12 protein-coding genes are annotated in these 17,092 nt (G+C 65.3%); 6 read left to right on the forward strand and 6 right to left on the reverse strand.

Features of this window, described 5'->3' with window-relative positions; genetic code table 11:
- Positions 1-28: 28 nt before the first annotated feature.
- The 4 genes from G0Q01_RS06665 to G0Q01_RS06680 all read right to left on the reverse strand — a co-directional run bounded on the left by G0Q01_RS06665 (position 29) and on the right by G0Q01_RS06680 (position 5,905).
- A complete protein-coding gene (locus G0Q01_RS06665; RefSeq protein ID WP_108965428.1) occupies positions 29-2,404 on the reverse strand; it encodes a glycogen/starch/alpha-glucan phosphorylase in 2,376 nt (791 codons plus the stop codon).
- 120 nt (positions 2,405-2,524) lie between these two features.
- Positions 2,525-3,484, reverse strand: coding sequence for an ROK family protein (locus G0Q01_RS06670; RefSeq protein ID WP_164213127.1), 960 nt, complete (start codon positions 3,482-3,484; stop codon positions 2,525-2,527).
- Between the two features lie 6 nt (positions 3,485-3,490).
- Positions 3,491-4,813, reverse strand: coding sequence for a GH1 family beta-glucosidase (locus G0Q01_RS06675; protein WP_164196463.1), 1,323 nt, complete (start codon positions 4,811-4,813; stop codon positions 3,491-3,493).
- Between the two features lie 57 nt (positions 4,814-4,870).
- Positions 4,871-5,905, reverse strand: a complete 1,035-nt coding sequence (locus tag G0Q01_RS06680) for a LacI family DNA-binding transcriptional regulator (RefSeq protein WP_164213128.1) — start codon at positions 5,903-5,905, stop codon at positions 4,871-4,873.
- Between the two features lie 272 nt (positions 5,906-6,177).
- Between G0Q01_RS06680 and G0Q01_RS06685 the strand changes: the two genes are divergently transcribed.
- The 6 genes from G0Q01_RS06685 (at position 6,178) to uvrA (ending at position 15,642) form a co-directional block, all read left to right on the forward strand.
- Complete coding sequence (locus G0Q01_RS06685; RefSeq protein ID WP_164196462.1) at positions 6,178-7,551, forward strand: ABC transporter substrate-binding protein; 1,374 nt, start codon at positions 6,178-6,180, stop codon at positions 7,549-7,551.
- A gap of 84 nt (positions 7,552-7,635) precedes the next feature.
- A complete protein-coding gene (locus G0Q01_RS06690; protein ID WP_164196461.1) occupies positions 7,636-8,634 on the forward strand; it encodes a carbohydrate ABC transporter permease in 999 nt (332 codons plus the stop codon).
- Positions 8,635-8,646: 12 nt separating this feature from the next.
- Positions 8,647-9,786 (forward strand): carbohydrate ABC transporter permease, encoded by a 1,140-nt coding sequence (locus tag G0Q01_RS06695; protein WP_164213129.1) that lies wholly within the window; start codon positions 8,647-8,649, stop codon positions 9,784-9,786.
- Between the two features lie 16 nt (positions 9,787-9,802).
- A complete protein-coding gene (locus G0Q01_RS06700; RefSeq protein WP_164196459.1) occupies positions 9,803-11,446 on the forward strand; it encodes an alpha-glucosidase in 1,644 nt (547 codons plus the stop codon).
- Positions 11,447-11,481: 35 nt separating this feature from the next.
- On the forward strand, positions 11,482-12,573 hold the full coding sequence (locus G0Q01_RS06705; protein WP_108965444.1) for an ABC transporter ATP-binding protein: 1,092 nt from the start codon (positions 11,482-11,484) through the stop codon (positions 12,571-12,573).
- 186 nt (positions 12,574-12,759) lie between these two features.
- Positions 12,760-15,642 carry an excinuclease ABC subunit UvrA gene (uvrA, locus tag G0Q01_RS06710; RefSeq protein ID WP_108965446.1) on the forward strand — a complete coding sequence of 961 codons (2,883 nt, stop codon included), beginning with the start codon at positions 12,760-12,762 and terminating at the stop codon, positions 15,640-15,642.
- 131 nt (positions 15,643-15,773) lie between these two features.
- On the opposite strand, the gene G0Q01_RS06715 is transcribed toward uvrA, so the two are convergent.
- Together G0Q01_RS06715 and G0Q01_RS06720 are read right to left on the reverse strand one after the other, a co-directional pair.
- Positions 15,774-16,145, reverse strand: a complete 372-nt coding sequence (locus tag G0Q01_RS06715; protein WP_164196458.1) for an excinuclease ABC subunit A — start codon at positions 16,143-16,145, stop codon at positions 15,774-15,776.
- Positions 16,146-16,248: 103 nt separating this feature from the next.
- Positions 16,249-17,049: an enoyl-CoA hydratase gene (locus tag G0Q01_RS06720; protein ID WP_255455558.1), complete on the reverse strand. Its 801-nt coding sequence runs from the start codon at positions 17,047-17,049 to the stop codon at positions 16,249-16,251.
- Positions 17,050-17,092 lie beyond the last annotated feature (43 nt).

Here is a 17,092-nt window from a genome sequence, read left to right on the forward strand (position 1 = left end):
CATCGGGAACTCGTAAGATTCCTTTCGCTCAGAGAAGACTTGCCGCGCCCCAGATGTCGTTCATGTAGCCGCGGATCGTCCTGTCGGAAGAGAACCAGCCCGAGCGCGCGGTGTTCAGCGCCGCCATCTTCGCCCAGGCCCGGCTGTCCTTGAAGGCCGCGTCCACCTCGCGTTGCGCGCGCCAGTAGTCGGTGAAATCCGAGCAGACGAGGAAGTAGTCGGCGCCTTCGAGATTGGCGGTGATGCCATGATAGCGGTCGGGCTCGCCGGGCGAGAAACGCCCGTCGCGGATCAGATCGAGCGCGCGCTTGAGGCGCGGATCGGCCTGCACCGCCTGCCAGGCGTGGCCCTCGACCTTGCGGCGCTCCATCACCTCTTCGGCGGTCATACCGAAGAGGAAGAAGTTCTCGGCCCCCACATGCGCGCGGATCTCGACGTTGGCGCCGTCGAGCGTGCCGACGGTCGGCGCGCCGTTCAGCGCGAACTTCATGTTGCCGGTGCCCGAGGCTTCCTTGCCCGCGGTCGAGATCTGTTCCGAAAGATCCGCAGCGGGGATCATCCGCTCTGCGAGGCTGACGTTGTAGTTCGGCAAGAAGGCGATCTTGAGATAGGGCGCGGTCACCGGATCGGCATTGATCACCGCGGCGGCGTCGTTGATCAGCCGGATGATGTCCTTGGCAAAGAAATAGCCCGGCGCGGCCTTGCCGCCGAAGAGCTTGAGGCGCGGCGTCCAGTCGGCATTGGGGTTGTCGCGGATCTCGGCCCAATAGGCGATGGTCTCGAGGATGTTGAGGTGCTGGCGCTTGTACTCGTGCAACCGCTTGATCTGCACGTCAAAGAGCATTTCGGGGTCGACGTGAAGCCCGTACCCCTCGGCCATCCAGGTCGACAGCTCTGCCTTGTTGTCGCGCTTGACCTTCGCGTAGCGGTCGAGCCAGCCGCTGTCCTCGATGAAGGGCTCGAGCTTTTCGAGCTGTTCGAGATCATCGACCCAATCCTCGCCGATCGCCTCGGTGATCAGCCCGGCAAGGCGCGGGTTGCAACCGAGCAGCCAGCGCCGCGGGGTGACGCCGTTGGTTTCGTTGACGATGCGGTTCGGATGCAGGGTGTGCAGCTCTTCGAAGACCGTGGTCTTCATCAGCTCGGTGTGCAGCGCCGAGACGCCGTTGACGTGATGCGCCATGACAAAGCTGAGCTGGCCCATCTTCACCTGGTGGTCGGCCCGCATGGAGTTCAGCCGCGACGGGTTCTGCTTGGCGTGGGTGCTGTCGATCTGATCGATCAGCTCGATATGGCGCGGCAGTAGCCGACCGAAGAGCGACTCGTCCCAGGTCTCCAGCGCTTCGGGCAGAAGCGTGTGGTTGGTGTAGCTCAGGCAGCCACGGGCGATCTCCATCGACTCCTCGAAGGACAGGCCGCGCTCGTCATGCAGCACCCGGATCAGCTCGGGGCCGGCGATGGCCGGGTGGGTGTCGTTGAGCTGGATCGCCACCTTGGAGGGCAGCTTGCGCAGGTCGCCGAACTGGTTGTTGAAGCGGCGCAGGATGTCGCGCAGGGCGGCGGCGGTCAGAAAGTACTCCTGCTTGAGCCGCAGCTCCTTGCCCTGCTCGGTGGTGTCATCGGGATAGAGCACGCGAGAGATGGTGCGCGCCAGCGCCTCGGGCTGGGCCGCGCCGGCAAAATCGCCGTGGTTGAACCGGTCGAGGTCGAAGGGGTGGATGGCCCGGCCCGACCAGAGCCGCAGCGTGTTGGCCCAGCGGCCCTTCCAGCCGACAACCGGTGTGTCGAAGGCTTCGGCCTCGACCACTTCGCCGGGATACCAGCGCACGGTCTCGCCGCGCTTGTCGACATGGCCGCCGAAGCCGATGCGGTAGCGCACCTCGGGGCGTTCGAATTCCCAGGCGTGTCGCTGTTCGAGCCAGAGCTCGGGCTGCTCGACCTGGCGCCCGTCGACAAAGCTCTGGCGAAAGAGCCCGTGTTCGTAGCGGATGCCGTAGCCGTGCGCCGGACAGCCGACCGTCGAGAGGCTCTCGAGGAAGCAGGCGGCCAGGCGCCCGAGGCCACCGTTGCCGAGCGCCGCGTCGGGCTCGTCGGCCAGCACCATCGCGTAATCCTTGCCGAATTCCTCGAGCACGGCCTTGGCTTCCTCGACCAGCTCGAGGTTGACGATCCCGTCCTCGAGCAGCCGGCCGATGAGGAATTCCATCGACAGGTAGTAGACCCGCTTTGCCTCCGAGTCGTAGGTCTTGCCGGTTGCCGCGATCCAGGCATCGGTGATCCGGTCGCGCACCGCGTAGCTCAGCGCCATGCGCCAGTCCTCGAGGATCGCGTGCTCGGGATCCTTGCCGAAGGAGTAGCGAAGGTGCTGGAGGATGGACTCGCGCAGGGAGGCGGATTGGCTCATGGGTAAGGCACTCGCTTTTGGAAAAGACGAAGGGTTGCGCCGGTCGACCTAGGGCGTCTGCACGATTGATGAACAGTTTTTGTTACACAAAGGCAACCGCCTTGAAGATTGCGCCGAGATTTACGGCAATTCGCTCAAGTGGCAGGCACAACCTGTGAGCGCCGCATAATCGTCGGTCACAAGGCTCACCGGGAACTGCGTCATGAACTCGGCGAAGCGCCCACGGTCGCAAAACGCCTGCTCGAAAGCGCCGGAGGTCAGGTAGGGACCGAAGTGCCGCGCCACGCCGCCGATCAAATAGATGCCGCCGAAGGGCAGGGTGGTGAGTGCAAGGTTGGAACACACCCGGCCCATCATCCGCACGAAGACCTCGATGGCCCGCAAGGCACGCTCATCCGTGCCGGCTTGCGCCGCCGCCATGATCTGCTGCGCCTCCAGCGGCTCCCCTGCGCCGTCCTCGTCGCAGAGCCAGGCGTAGACGCGCTCGAAGCCGCGGCCCGACAGGATGTGCTCGACGCTCGGCCCCTGGTGCTTGCGCTCGATGTAGCGCAGCAGGCGCATCTCGTCGTCGGTCTGTACCGGGATGGCCACGTGGCCCGCTTCCGACGGCGGCACCAGGGTCCGCTCGCCGAGCCGGAACACCGGGGCGGCGTTCATCCCGGTGCCGATGCCGACGACCAGCCGCGCCGCCTGCGGGCTGGCGGGCAGCCCGGGCAGGATCGGGGTGAGGCAGTCCTCGGCGATATGTCCGAGCGCATGGCCCTGCGCCTGCAGATCGTTGAGCACCGAAATGGTCTCGGCGCCTGTGGCCTCTGCAAGCGTCGGGCGATCGATTTCCCAGTCGATGTTGGTCAGGCGCCCCGCGCCGTCGCGCACCGGGCCGGCCACCGCGACGCAGGCGGCGTCGACCGTTGCGCCCTTTTCGGCAAGGTAATGCTTCAGGACAGCACCGATCCCGTCGTTCTCGGCATTGCGGTAGCGCATCACCGATCCTTCGATCAGCCTGCTGCCTTCGCAAAGCGCCACCCGGGTGTTGGTGCCGCCGATATCCGCCAGAACTGCCGTGCCGCCGCTGCTCATGATGCCTTACTCCGTTAGCGCTCTCGCCAGCGCGTGGTAAGAGGCTTTGGGCGTACGTTCAAGGGTGTCGAAGTCCACGTGGACCAGCCCGAAGCGTTTTTCGTAGCCGAGGCTCCATTCGTAATTGTCAAGCAGCGACCAGACAAAATAGCCCTTCACCGGCGCGCCGCCCGCGATGGCCTTGCGGACCTCGGCAAGATGGTCGTCGAGATAGGCGATGCGGTCCTGATCGTCCACGCCGCCGTCCACCAGGGGATCGGGCGCGGCCATGCCGTTCTCGGTGACGTACAGCGGGATGTCGCCGGTGTATTCAGTCGCCATCCGTGTGAGGAACTGCGACAGGCCCTGCGGGTAGATCTCCCAGTCCATGAAGGTCTTGGGCAGCGGTCCTTCGACCTCTTCCAGCGAAGGCCAGGCCCCCTTGGTGGGGGCGATCACCTTGCGCGTGTAGTAATTCAGCCCGCACCAGTCGAGTTTCTGCGTGATCAGCCCGAAATCATCCTGCCAATTCGCGGGCATGTGCGGCTCGAGGCCATCGAGCACGATCTGCGGGTATTCGCCCTTGAACACGCCGCCGGTGAACCAGCGGTTGTAGATGCCATCGTAGAGTTCGGCGGCATGGCGGGCGTCGGGGGTGTCATTGGCGGGGCTCGACCATTCCATGTTGAAGACCCCGCCGAGGTTTTGCATGCCAAGCCCGCGCATCACCTCGATGGCGCGGCCATGGGCGAGCAGGACGTGGTGCATGGCACGGGCGGTGGCGCGGATGTCGCGCAGGCCGGGCGCGTGGAACCCCATGAAGTGCGACAGCCAGGCGACGCACCAGGGCTCGTTGATCGGCGCGACCGAATACATGCGGTCGCCGATGCGCCTCATCAGCACCTCGGTGAAATCGCCGAACCAGCTTGCCACGTCCCGGTTGCGCCAACCCCCAAGATCGGCGAGCGGCGAAGGCAGCTCCCAGTGGTAGAGCGTGGCGCAGGGCTTGATGCCGCGCTCGAGCATGGCGTCGGTGAGCCGGTCGTAGAAGTCGAGCCCCTCTTGGTTCACCTGTCCGCGCCCCTCGGGAAGCACCCGTGCCCAGCTCGTGGAAAAGCGGTAGGCATCGAGCCCTGCGGCCCTCACCAGGTCGAGATCCTCCTCGTAGCGGTGGTAATGATCGCAGGCCCGGTCGCCGTTCTCGGCGCGCACGACATTGCCGGGGGTGGCGGCGAAATCGTCCCAGTGGGTGCGGCCAGCGCCGCCAAAGGCATGGCCCTCGATCTGGTAGCTGGAGGTGGCGACGCCGAAGAGGAAATCCTCGGGAAAATCCTTCCGGGTGAACTGCATGGGTTGTCCTTGTCGATTCGAGGGAAAGGGGGGCTGAGGCTTGGAGAGGCCCGGTGGTTAGCGGGTGTCTTGCGGCGCGGGGCCGGTGGAGCCACCGATGATCAGCTGCGCCTCGAGCAGGCGGGACTGCGCCGGACTCTCCGGATCGGCGATATGCGCCAGCAGCATCGCCGCGGCGATCCGCCCGGCCTCATAGACCGAGGAACGCGTGGCGGTGAAGATCGGCACATCCGGCCCGTTGCGCAGGAAGCTCAGATCGTCGTCATGGGTGATCACCGAGATGTCGCGGCCCATCTCCAGCCCGGCGGCATGGATGGCGCGGCGGATGCCGATGGCGGCAATGACGGACGAGGTGATCATCGCCGTGGGCCGGTCGGGCAGGGCGAGCATGCGCGCGGCGCTCTCGAAGCCGTAGCTCTCGGTCATCTCGCCAGCGCTCAAGTGGCGGGGATCGACGGCCACGCCTCGCCCGGCCATCGCCTGTTCGAAGCCGACGCGGCGACGGTAGGCGAAATCCATGAACTCGAGCCCGTTGATCAAGGCGATCCGGCGATGGCCGAGGTCCAGCAGGAAGTCGGTGGCACGCTGGAAGGCATGGGTGTTGTTCATGTCGACCCAGCTGTAGGGCATGTCGAGATCGGTGGCGCGGCCATGCACCACGAAGGGCAGGCCAAGCTGCCGCAGGAAGGGGATCCGCCCGTCCTTCATCGAGGGACCATGCACGATGATCCCGTCGACATTGCCCTTGGCCTTGAGCCTCCGGTAGTTCTCTTCCTCGTCGCGATCGCCGGTCATCGACAGGGTCATGTCGTATCCGGCCTTGACGTATTCATCCGATGCGCCAGCTATGAAATCACCGAACACCGGGTTCATCATCTGGTGCTGGTGCGAGAAGGGGATGACATGGCCGATGGTCATGGCCCGCCCCGTCGCCAGCCCCTTGGCCCGTGCATTCGGGGCATAGTTGAGCGCCTGCGCCGCCTCCATGACGCGCTTGCGGGTCTGCTCGTTGACCTCCGGGTAGCCGTTGAGCGCGCGACTCACGGTGGTTTGCGAGAGATTCAGATGCGCGGCCAGTTGCTTGAGGTTCATCAGCGGTCTTCCAAAGCGCTTCGGTACCTTCCGACAGTAACGGCAAAACGGGGCGGTCGGGAAGACCCTTTGCAAAACGCCTAGATTAGCTGCAGTGCGGCATGTAATTTCCGATCACCTAGGCCATTGCATGATTGACAACAGGGGGGCAAACGCGTGAGGCTGCTCGTGGCTCAAAGCGCTTTGGGGTGAGGAGTGTCCCTAGCGCGTCCGAATTGACCACATCTCTCGCGGCCCTGGGTGCCGTGACAACACGGGAGGACTTTGACGACATGACCAAGCGAAACACACCCGTTCGCGGCACGCGCGCCATTCTCGGCTCGGTGGCGGCGCTGGCGCTCTGCGCGGGCGCAGCCCAGGCCGAGATGGTGTTCACCCCCGGCGAGGGCGATTTCAACTGGGACAGCCTCGACGCCTTCGCGGCCGAGCATGACCTGTCGGGCCAGACCCTGAGCATCTTCGGCCCCTGGCGCGGTGACGACCAGCAACTGGTCGAGACGGTGCTGGCCTATTTCGAGCAGGCCACCGGCGCCGACGTCAGCTATTCCTCGTCCGAGACCTACGAGCAGCAGATCGTCATCGACACCGAGGCGGGCAGCCCGCCCAACATCGCGATCCTGCCGCAGCCCGGCCTGATCGCCGACCTGGTGAAAAAGGGCTACGTCACCCCGCTTGGCGACGAGACCGCCGACTGGCTGCGCGAGAATTACGCCGCCGGCGACAGCTGGGTGAGCCTCGGCTCCTTCGAGGGCAAGGACGGCAAGCAGCTCTACGCCTTCCCCTACAAGATCGACGTGAAGTCGCTGGTTTTCTACGTCCCCGAGAACTTCGAGGATGCGGGCTACGAGGTTCCCGAGACCATGGAGGACCTCAAGGCCCTGACCGAGCAGATCGCCGAGGAGGGCGAAACGCCCTGGTGCATCGGTCTGGGCTCGGGTGGGGCGACCGGCTGGCCGGCGACCGACTGGGTCGAGGATATGATGCTGCGCGTGCAGCCGCCCGAGGTCTACGACCAATGGGTGACCAATGAGGTCAAGTTCGACGATCCCAAGGTGATCGAGGCGATCGAGGAATTCGGCTGGTTCGCCAAGAACGACGCCTTCGTCAATGGCGGCGCCGGCGCAGTGGCCACCACCGACTTCCGCGAAAGCCCGGCGGGTCTCTTCGCCTCGCCGCCACAATGCTACATGCATCACCAGGCCAGCTTCATCCCAACCTTCTTCCCCGAAGGCACCGAGATGGGCGTGGACGCGGATTTCTTCTACATGCCCGCCTATGCCGAGAAGGACCTCGGCCAGCCGGTGCTGGGTGCGGGCACGCTGGCGTTCATCACCAAGGACAGTGACGCATCGCGCGCCTTCATCGAGTTCCTGCAGACCCCCATCGCGCATGAGATCTGGATGGCGCAGTCGGGCTTCCTGACCCCCTACAAGGAAGCGAACGCAGAGCTCTACGGCAGCCCGCCGCTGAAGAAGATGGGCGAGATCCTTCTGGACGCGACCACCTTCCGCTTCGACGCCTCGGATCTCATGCCCGGCGCCGTCGGCGCAGGCAGCTTCTGGACCGGGATGGTCGATTACGTCGGCGGCAGGTCGGCCGAGGACGTGGCGACCGCGATCCAGAAAAGCTGGGACGCGAACAAGTAACTCGGGGTAAACTCGACGCGGGGCGCCGCTCTTAATAGGGAAGATGCGGCGCCCCGAACGACTGCAAGCGACGGGGAGGACGTCATGCATCCGGCACTTCAGGCCGTATTGACCATCGTGATCGGGCTCGGCGGCTGCATCGGCTATTTCTGGCTATCGAACCAGCTGATCGACAAGGTTCTCTTCCCCGCCCGCGGCCCCAACATCGGCCGCAACATCCGCCGCGCCGAGATGATCCGGCCCTGGCTTTTTCTCTTTCCCGCGATCTTCGCGCTTGGGCTCTACCTGGCCTATCCCGTAGTGGCGACCTTCTGGCTGTCGCTGACCGACCGCAACCAGGGGGGCGCCTTCGTCGGGCTCGCCAACTACCAGCAGATGCTGCGCGAGGCGAAATTCTGGGAGGCGATCCGCAACAACATGCTCTGGCTGATCGTGGTGCCCGCTGCTTCGACCGGTTTCGGCCTGCTGGCGGCGCAGCTCACCGACCGCATTCGCTGGGGCAATCTCGCCAAGTCCTTGATCTTCATGCCGATGGCGATTTCCTTCGTCGGCGCCTCGGTGATCTGGAAGCTGGTCTATGATTTCCGCCCGATCGGGCAGGAGCAGATCGGTATCCTCAACGCGGTCTGGGTCTGGCTCGGCGGCGAGCCGCAGACCTGGCTGACCATCACCCCTTGGAACAATTTCCTGCTGATGGTGGTGCTGATCTGGATCCAGACCGGCTTTGCCATGGTGATCCTCGGCGCAGCGCTGCGCGGCATTCCCGAGGAGACGGTCGAGGCGGCCATCGTCGATGGTGCGAACCCGTTCCAGATCTTCTTCAAAATCAAGGTGCCGCAGATTCGCTCAACCATTGTCGTGGTGTGGACCACGATCACCCTCGTGGTGCTCAAGGTCTTTGACATCGTGCTCGCCATGACCAATGGCCAGTGGCAGACGCAGGTTCTGGCCAACTACATGTATGACAAGCTTTTCCGCGCCTTCGACTGGGGCGTCGGCTCGGCCGCGGCGATGGTGATCATGCTGCTGGTCTCGCCGATCCTGGTGTGGAACGTGATCAACGCGCGCCGCGAGACGCGCTGAGGAGGGCGGAACATGGAAGGCATGGCAGGACAGAAATCGACCCTCACCTGGGCGGTCCACATCTCGGTGGCGTTGCTCGTGGCGCTCTGGCTCTTTCCGACGGTTGGCCTCTTGGTCTCGTCGTTCCGGACCGCCGAGCAGATCAGCAACTCGGGCTGGTGGTCGGCCTTCTCGGCGCAGAAGGGGCAGCTCCCGGCAATCCGGATCTCGGGCGAAGAGCGCGAGGAAGGCGGGCTCTACGTGATCGACGGCAACCTCTTCGGCAGTGCCGAGACCACGCTCTCGGCCTGGGGCACCTCGTCGCGCGAGCCCGAGGCCTACGAGCCGGACACCGAAGTCGAGCTGCAGGATGGCTGGGCGCTGACCGTGGAGCAATCGGGGGATTTCCGCCTCACAGCGCCGCAGAGCTTCGAAGGCGAGCGCCTGCCACGGGTCTTTGCCACGGCCACGACACCCCCCGAGTTCACGCTCGAGAACTACAAGAACGTGCTCTTCGGCACGACCGCGGGGGCAGGGGTCGGGCAGGCGTTTCTCAACACGCTGACCGTGTCGATCCCGGCGACGGTGATCCCGATCCTCGTCGCTGCCTTTGCCGCCTACGCGCTGGCCTGGATGGAATTTCCCGGCCGCGCGCTGCTGATCGCCGCGGTGGTGGCGCTGCTTGTCGTGCCGCTTCAGCTCGCGCTGATCCCGCTGCTGCAGCTGCACAACGCGATCGGCATCGGCAAGGGCTACCTCGGGGTCTGGCTGGCCCACACCGGTTTCGGGCTGCCGCTCGCCATCTACCTCTTGCGCAACTACATGGTCGGTCTACCCAAGGACATCATCGAGAACGCCCGCGTCGACGGCGCGTCGGACTTCCAGATTTTCACCAAGATCGTGCTTCCGCTGTCTTTCCCGGCGCTGGCGAGCTTTGCCATCTTCCAGTTCCTCTGGACCTGGAACGACCTCTTGGTCGCGCTGGTCTTCCTTGGCACCGACGACGACCGGCTGGTGCTGACGGCGCGGCTGGTCAATCTGATGGGTTCGCGCGGCGGACAATGGGAGATCCTTGCAACCTCGGCCTTCGTGTCGATCGTGGTGCCGCTGGTTGTCTTCTTCGCGATGCAGAAATACCTCGTGCGCGGCCTGCTGGCAGGCTCCGTCAAGTGATCGAAAGACCCAATACATGAGCAAGAACACCCTTCCCGTGCCCTCGACCGAAGACCGCGACTGGTGGCGCGGCGCGGTGATCTACCAAGTCTATCCGCGCAGTTTTCAGGACAGCAACGGCGACGGCGTGGGCGATCTGCTCGGCATCTCGCGCCGGTTGCCGCACATCGCCTCGATGGGGGTCGATGCGGTCTGGATCTCGCCCTTCTTCCGCTCGCCGATGAAGGACTTTGGCTATGACGTCAGCGACTATTGCGACGTCGATCCGATGTTCGGCAGCCTCGCGGATTTCGACGTGCTGATCGAGACCGCCCACAAGCTCGGCCTGAAGGTGCTGATCGACCTCGTGATGTCGCACAGCTCGGACCAGCATCCCTGGTTCCAGGAGAGCCGCAGCTCCAAAGACAACCTGCGCGCCAACTGGTACGTTTGGGCCGACGCCAAGCCCGACGGCACGCCGCCGAACAACTGGCTGTCGATCTTCGGCGGCTCCGCCTGGCAATGGGACACCACGCGCTGCCAGTACTACCTGCACAACTTCCTCACCTCGCAGCCCGACCTCAACTTCCACGAGCCCGAGGTGCAGAAGACGCTGCTCGACGTGGCGGAGTTCTGGCTCGACCGCGGGGTCAACGGCTTCCGGCTCGACACGGTGAACTTCTACGTGCATGACGCCAAGCTGCGCGACAACCCGGCGCTGCCGCCCGAGCGGCGCAACCCGATCACTGCCCCGGCGGTGAACCCCTACACCTGGCAGGAACATCTCTACGACAAGACCCAGCCCGAGAACCTCGAATTCCTCGCCAAGCTGCGCAAGCTCATGGACCGCTACAACGCCGCCGCCGTGGGCGAGATCGGCGAGGACCTGCGGGGCCTCGAGGTGCTGGGCGAATACACCTCGGGCAATGATCACCTGCAGATGTCCTACGCCTTCGAGCTGCTGTCGCAGCGCGCACCGACCGCCGCATACGTCAAGGAGGTGATGGACAAGGTCGCCGAGGTGGCGGGCGGCGGCTGGGCCTGCTGGGCCTTTTCCAACCACGACGTCGAGCGCCATGTCACGCGCTGGGGTATCGGCGCCGCAGGGGCACGGCTCTACACCACGCTGATGATGTGCTTGCGCGGCTCGGCCTGCATCTATCAGGGCGAGGAACTTGCTCTGCCCGAGGCGGTGCTGGCCTTCGAGGATCTGCAGGATCCCTATGGCATCAGGTTCTGGCCGGCCTTCAAGGGCCGCGACGGCTGCCGCACGCCGATGGTCTGGGAGCCTGATGCCCACCACGGCGGCTTTTCCGAGGGCAAGCCCTGGCTGCCGGTGAGCCACGAACACCTGCGGATGACCGTCGAGGACCAGGAGAAGGACCCGGCGGCGATCCTGCATCACTACCGCCGCGCGATCGCCTTCCGCCACGCCCATGCGGCGCTGAGCAAGGGCGAGATCACCGATCTCACGGCGACCGGCAACGTGCTCAGCTTCCGCCGGGTGGCCGACACTGAAGAGCTGTTCTGCGCCTTCAACATCGGTCCCGATCCGGCGGTGATCGACGCGCCGGCAGGCAAATGGCAGCAGGTCGGCGTCGAGCTCGGCTCGACCGGCACCGCGCCCGATGGCAAGTTCCACCTCGGGCCCTGGCAGCCCGCGCTGGCGTTGCGGATGTGATCGGCAGAAACGAAGGATAAGGGGAGGCGGAGACGATGGCAGACCTGAAACTCACCGATGTTGGCAAGGTGTACGGAGGCACCGTGGAGGTGCTGAAGAACATCGACCTGGATGTCACCGCAGGCGAGCTTGTCGTCTTCGTCGGCCCCTCGGGCTGCGGCAAGTCCACGCTGTTGCGGATGATTGCCGGGCTTGAGCGGATCACCGGCGGCACGCTCGAGATCGACGGCCAGGTGGTCAACGACGTGCCCCCAGCGCAGCGCGGCATCGCCATGGTGTTCCAGAGCTACGCGCTCTATCCGCATATGACCGTGCGCGACAACATGTCCTTCGCCCTGCAGATCGCCAAGAAGAGCAAGGCCGAGATCGCCGAGGCCGTCGAGCGCGCTGCGAAGATGCTGCAGCTCGAACCCTACCTCGACCGCCTGCCAAAGGCGCTCTCGGGTGGTCAGCGCCAGCGCGTCGCCATCGGCCGGGCCATCGTGCGAGATCCCAAGGTGTTCCTCTTCGACGAGCCGCTCTCGAACCTCGACGCGGCGCTGCGCGTGGCGACGCGGATCGAGATCGCCCAGCTCAAGGAGAAGCTGCCCGACCGCACGATGATCTACGTGACCCACGACCAGGTCGAGGCGATGACTCTGGCCGACCGCATCGTCGTCCTTGCCAACAAGGGCATCGCGCAGGTTGGCTCGCCGCTGGAACTTTACGAGACCCCCAACAGCGAGTTCGTGGCGCAGTTCATCGGCTCGCCGGCGATGAACATGCTGTCTGGCGAGGTCACCGGCACCGGCGCGCAGACCACCGTCAGGCTGCAGACCGGCGGCACCGCAGTCTCGGACGTGGCCACCCGCGAGTCGGACATGGGTCTTCAGGTGAACGTCGGCATCCGCCCCGAGGATTTCACCGAGGCAACGGCCACGCCGGTGTTCACTGGCAAGGTCGCGCTGACCGAGGCGCTCGGCGAGGTGACCCTGCTGCACTTCGAGCCGCAGCCCGGCTGCAAGGAGGCGGTGATCGCCAAGCTTCCTGGCATCCATCAAGGCTTGCGCGGCACCGAGGTCGGGCTGAGCGCCGATCCCGCGAAGGTGCATCTCTTCTCCGAAGGCATCTCGTTGCGCTACCGCTGAGCGGTGCAAGAGCCCTCGACGGCTCTTGCAACCCGCTTCGAAGAGAGACGCTCCCGCCCGGCGCGCGGATGAGGTATCGTGCAAAGGCGCATTCCCGCCCTGCATGTTCTTATTAAGTTCTCATTTACCCATTGCGATCCGGGGCGTTTGGCCTATGTGTAGGAGCGTTCCTTTCCCGAGGGTCTCATGCCAGAGCTGAAGCAGATCGAAGTGCGCGGCGCGCGCGAGCACAATCTCAAGAATATCGACGTCGACATCCCGCGCGACGAGCTGGTGGTGATCACCGGCCTGTCGGGGTCGGGCAAGTCCTCGCTCGCCTTCGACACCATCTACGCCGAGGGCCAGCGGCGGTATGTCGAGTCGCTCTCGGCCTACGCGCGGCAGTTCCTCGACATGATGGAAAAGCCCGATGTCGATCACATCGCGGGGCTCTCGCCGGCGATCTCCATCGAGCAGAAGACCACCTCGAAGAACCCGCGCTCGACTGTCGGCACGGTCACCGAAATCTACGACTACCTGCGCCTTCTCTTCGCCCGCGTCGGCACGCCCTACAGCCCCGCCACCGGCCTGCCCATCGAGGCGCAGCAGGTGCAGGACATGGTCGACCGCGTGATGGCGCTGGAGGAGGGGACGCGCGGCTACCTGCTCGCGCCGATCATCCGCGACCGCAAGGGCGAGTACCGCAAGGAATTCCTCGAGCTGCGCAAGCAGGGCTTCCAGCGGGTGAAGGTCGATGGGCAGTTCTACGAACTCGACGAGCCGCCGACGCTCGACAAGAAGTTCCGCCATGACATCGACGTTGTCGTCGACCGTATCGTCGTGCGCGAGGGGCTCGAGACGCGCCTTGCCGACAGCTTCCGAACCGCGCTCGATCTGGCCTCGGGCATCGCCGTTCTGGAAACCGCGCCGCGCGAAGGCGAGGGGGATCCCGAGCGGATCACCTTCTCGGAGAACTTCTCCTGTCCGGTCAGCGGCTTCACTATCTCCGAGATCGAACCGCGCCTGTTCTCCTTCAACGCCCCCGTGGGCGCCTGCCCGGAGTGCGACGGCCTCGGCGTCGAGCTCTTCTTCGACGAGCAGCTGGTGGTGCCCGATGTGACGCTGAAGGTCGCCGACGGCGCCATCGCGCCCTGGCGCAAGGGCAAGTCGCCCTATTTCCTGCAGACCATCGAGTCGATCGCCAAGCACTATGGCTTCAACAAGAACGCCCGCTGGAAGGACCTGCCGCAGAAGGTGCAGGACGTCTTCCTGCATGGCTCTGGCAAGGAAGAAATCCCCTTCCGCTATGACGAGGGCGGCCGCGTCTACCAGGTGACCCGTGCCTTCGAGGGCGTGATCCCCAACATGCAGCGCCGCTACCGCGAAACCGACAGCGCCTGGGTGCGCGAGGAATTCGAGCGTTACCAGAACAACCGCCCCTGCGGCGCCTGTGGCGGCTACCGCCTGCGGCCCGAAGCGCTGGCGGTAAAGATCGGTTCGGCCAAGAAGGACACGCTGCTGCACGTCGGCCAAGTGGTTCAGATGTCGATCCGCGAGGCGCACGACTGGATCGAGACCGTGCCCGAGGCGCTCTCGGGACAAAAGAACGAGATCGCCCGCGCCATCCTCAAGGAGATCCGCGAGCGGCTCGGCTTCCTCAACAACGTCGGCCTCGAATACCTGACCATGTCCCGCGCGGCGGGGACGCTCTCGGGCGGCGAGAGCCAGCGGATCCGGCTCGCGAGCCAGATCGGCTCCGGTCTCACCGGCGTACTCTATGTGCTCGACGAGCCCTCGATCGGCCTGCATCAGCGCGACAACGACCGGCTGATCGGCACGCTGAAGTCTCTGCGCGACCAGGGCAACACGGTCATTGTGGTCGAGCATGACGAGGACATGATCCGCCAGGCAGATTACGTCTTCGACATCGGCCCCGGCGCCGGGGTGCACGGCGGGCAGGTGGTCAGCAAGGGCACGCCGCAGATGATCTCGGACGATCCCGCCAGCCTCACCGGCCAGTACCTCGCCGGCACCCGCGAGATCGCGGTCCCGACGGAGCGGCGTAAGGGCAACGGCAAGATGCTCAAGGTGGTCAAGGCGACCGGCAACAACCTCAAGGAGGTGACCGCCGAGTTCCCATTGGGCAAGTTCGTCTGCGTCACCGGCGTTTCGGGGGGCGGCAAGTCGACGCTGACCATCGAGACGCTCTACAAGAACGCCGCCATGCGGCTCAACGGCGCACGAGAGACGCCGGCCCCCTGCGAGACGATCAAGGGCTTCGAGTATCTCGACAAGGTCATCGACATCGACCAGCGCCCGATCGGCCGCACGCCGCGTTCGAACCCAGCGACCTACACGGGTGCGTTTACCCCGATCCGCGACTGGTTCGCGGGCCTGCCCGAGGCCAAGGCGCGCGGCTACAAGCCCGGGCGCTTCAGCTTCAACGTCAAGGGCGGGCGCTGCGAGGCCTGCCAGGGCGACGGCGTCATCAAGATCGAGATGCACTTCCTGCCCGACGTCTACGTCGAATGCGAAACCTGCAAGGGCCAGCGCTACAACCGCGAAACGCTGGAGATCAAGTTCAAGGGCAAGAGCATTGCCGATGTGCTTGATATGACAGTGGAAGAGGCGCAGGAGTTCTTCCAGTCGGTGCCCTCGATCCGCGAGAAGATGGACGCGCTCATGCGGGTCGGGCTGAGCTACGTGAAGGTGGGGCAGCAGGCGACCACCCTGTCGGGCGGCGAGGCGCAGCGGGTGAAGCTGTCGAAGGAACTGGCGAAACGCTCGACGGGCCGCACGCTCTACATCCTTGACGAGCCGACCACGGGCCTGCACTTCGAGGATGTGCGCAAACTGCTCGAGGTGCTGCACGAGCTGGTCGAGCAAGGTAACACGGTGGTGGTGATCGAGCACAATCTCGACGTCATCAAGACCGCCGACCACATCATCGACATCGGCCCCGAGGGCGGTGACGGAGGCGGCGAAATCGTGGCCACGGGCACCCCCGAGGAGGTGGCCGAGGTTGGGCGCTCGCACACCGGGCATTACCTCAAGCCGATGCTGCGGACGGGCAGGGTCGCGGCGGAATAGGCGCGCGGAGCGCAGGGCGCGGCGATGCGTCCTTGAAATGAAATAAGGACCGGTCGCCGTTAGAAGCGCCGGTCCTTTTTACGTCGGTGTGGAAGGATCTAAAGCCGGGTGCGCGCCCCCTCGGCGCCGGCTTACTTCGCCAGTTGGGCGATCCCGCCGATGATGTCGAGCACGGCCCCGGTGTCCGGGTCGACGCGGTAGACGTAGTCGTCGACGTTGTAATAGGTTCGGTGCGGATCGAGCTGGTAGCGGCCCGGATCGCGGATCACGATGTAATTGTCGCGGATCCGCTCGCCGCGGTCATAGCGGTGGATGTGGATCGCGTCGTGGTCGCGGTCGCGATCACCATGGTGCTTGCCGATCTTCTTGTACTGGCCCGGCGGCATGCAGGCCGCGTTCTTCTTGGCAAGACCCGGTGGGCATCCTTTGGGGGCGGCGCTGGCGGCCATGGGGGCGGCGAGGGCGGCAGCCGAAAGGGCCGCGAGGGTGAGGGTACGCAACATGCTGCTCTCCTGTACGTGGTGCGCAGTTATACGCAGAGAACGCGCGCAGCCGCCGCATCGGTTCCGAAAAATCCCGCCCCGCCAGCGGGTTTCCGCCATGTCCTCAGGTGCTCCAGCCGGGCTTGCGCTTTTCCAGGAACGCCGTGATGCCCTCGTCGGTGTCGCGGTCGAGCATGTTCTCGACCATCACCTGGCCGGCCAGCGCATAGGCCGCGTTCAGCGGCAGCTCGGCCTGCGCGTAGAACGCCTCCTTGCCGATCCTCACCGCGTGCGGCAGCTTCGAGGCGACGCTTTCCGCCAGCGCCTGCGTCGCGGCGGGCAGCTCGGCCTCGGGGACAACGCGGTTGACGAGCCCCAGGGTCTGCGCCTCGGCGGCGGGAATGAACCGGCCCGTGGTGAGCATCTCGAAGGCCTGCTTGCGCGGCAGGTTGCGGCTCAGCGCCACCATGGGCGTCGAGCAAAAGAGCCCGATGTTGACCCCGTTGACGGCGAAGCGCGCATCTTCGGCAGCCACGGCCATGTCGCAGCTCGCGACCAACTGGCAGCCGGCGGCGGCGGCGATGCCGTGCACCTGCGCGATGACGGGCTGGGGCAGGCGGGAGAGGCCTGTCATCACCCGTGCGCAGCGCTCGAAGAGATCGGCGAAATAGGCGGCTCCCTCGTCCTCGGCCTGCCGTCCGGCCTGCATTTCGCGCAGGTCGTGCCCGGCGCAGAAGACCTTGCCCGCGCCCGAGATGACCACCGCGCGGATTGTCTCGTCCTGACCAAGCGCATCGATCTGCGCCTGCAAAGCCGCCAGCATCGCGTCCGACAGCGGGTTCAGCCGCTCCGGCGCGTTCAGCCGCAGGTGGGCCACCGGCCCGGTGTCGTGACGTTCCAGAATTGCCATCTTGTTCTCCTCCATCCTCGCGGGCAGCCTAGCCAGCGGAGAAGAGGGACGAAAGAGG

Source organism: Salipiger sp. PrR007 (assembly GCF_010499845.1).
GTDB lineage: Bacteria > Pseudomonadota > Alphaproteobacteria > Rhodobacterales > Rhodobacteraceae > Salipiger > Salipiger pacificus_A.

Excerpts from the sequence above, each read along its gene's own strand:
- G0Q01_RS06695 (WP_164213129.1), top strand. The coding sequence starts at position 8,647 with ATGGAAGGCATGGCAGGACAGAAATCGACCCTCACCTGGGCGGTCCAC.
- G0Q01_RS06705 (WP_108965444.1), top strand. The coding sequence starts at position 11,482 with ATGGCAGACCTGAAACTCACCGATGTTGGCAAGGTGTACGGAGGCACC.
- G0Q01_RS06670 (WP_164213127.1), bottom strand. The coding sequence starts at position 3,484 with ATGAGCAGCGGCGGCACGGCAGTTCTGGCGGATATCGGCGGCACCAAC.
- G0Q01_RS06690 (WP_164196461.1), top strand. The coding sequence starts at position 7,636 with ATGCATCCGGCACTTCAGGCCGTATTGACCATCGTGATCGGGCTCGGC.
- G0Q01_RS06700 (WP_164196459.1), top strand. The coding sequence starts at position 9,803 with ATGAGCAAGAACACCCTTCCCGTGCCCTCGACCGAAGACCGCGACTGG.
- G0Q01_RS06720 (WP_255455558.1), bottom strand. The coding sequence starts at position 17,049 with ATGGAGGAGAACAAGATGGCAATTCTGGAACGTCACGACACCGGGCCG.
- G0Q01_RS06685 (WP_164196462.1), top strand. The coding sequence starts at position 6,178 with ATGACCAAGCGAAACACACCCGTTCGCGGCACGCGCGCCATTCTCGGC.
- G0Q01_RS06680 (WP_164213128.1), bottom strand. The coding sequence starts at position 5,905 with ATGAACCTCAAGCAACTGGCCGCGCATCTGAATCTCTCGCAAACCACC.
- G0Q01_RS06665 (WP_108965428.1), bottom strand. The coding sequence starts at position 2,404 with ATGAGCCAATCCGCCTCCCTGCGCGAGTCCATCCTCCAGCACCTTCGC.
- uvrA (WP_108965446.1), top strand. The coding sequence starts at position 12,760 with ATGCCAGAGCTGAAGCAGATCGAAGTGCGCGGCGCGCGCGAGCACAAT.
- G0Q01_RS06675 (WP_164196463.1), bottom strand. The coding sequence starts at position 4,813 with ATGCAGTTCACCCGGAAGGATTTTCCCGAGGATTTCCTCTTCGGCGTC.
- G0Q01_RS06715 (WP_164196458.1), bottom strand. The coding sequence starts at position 16,145 with ATGTTGCGTACCCTCACCCTCGCGGCCCTTTCGGCTGCCGCCCTCGCC.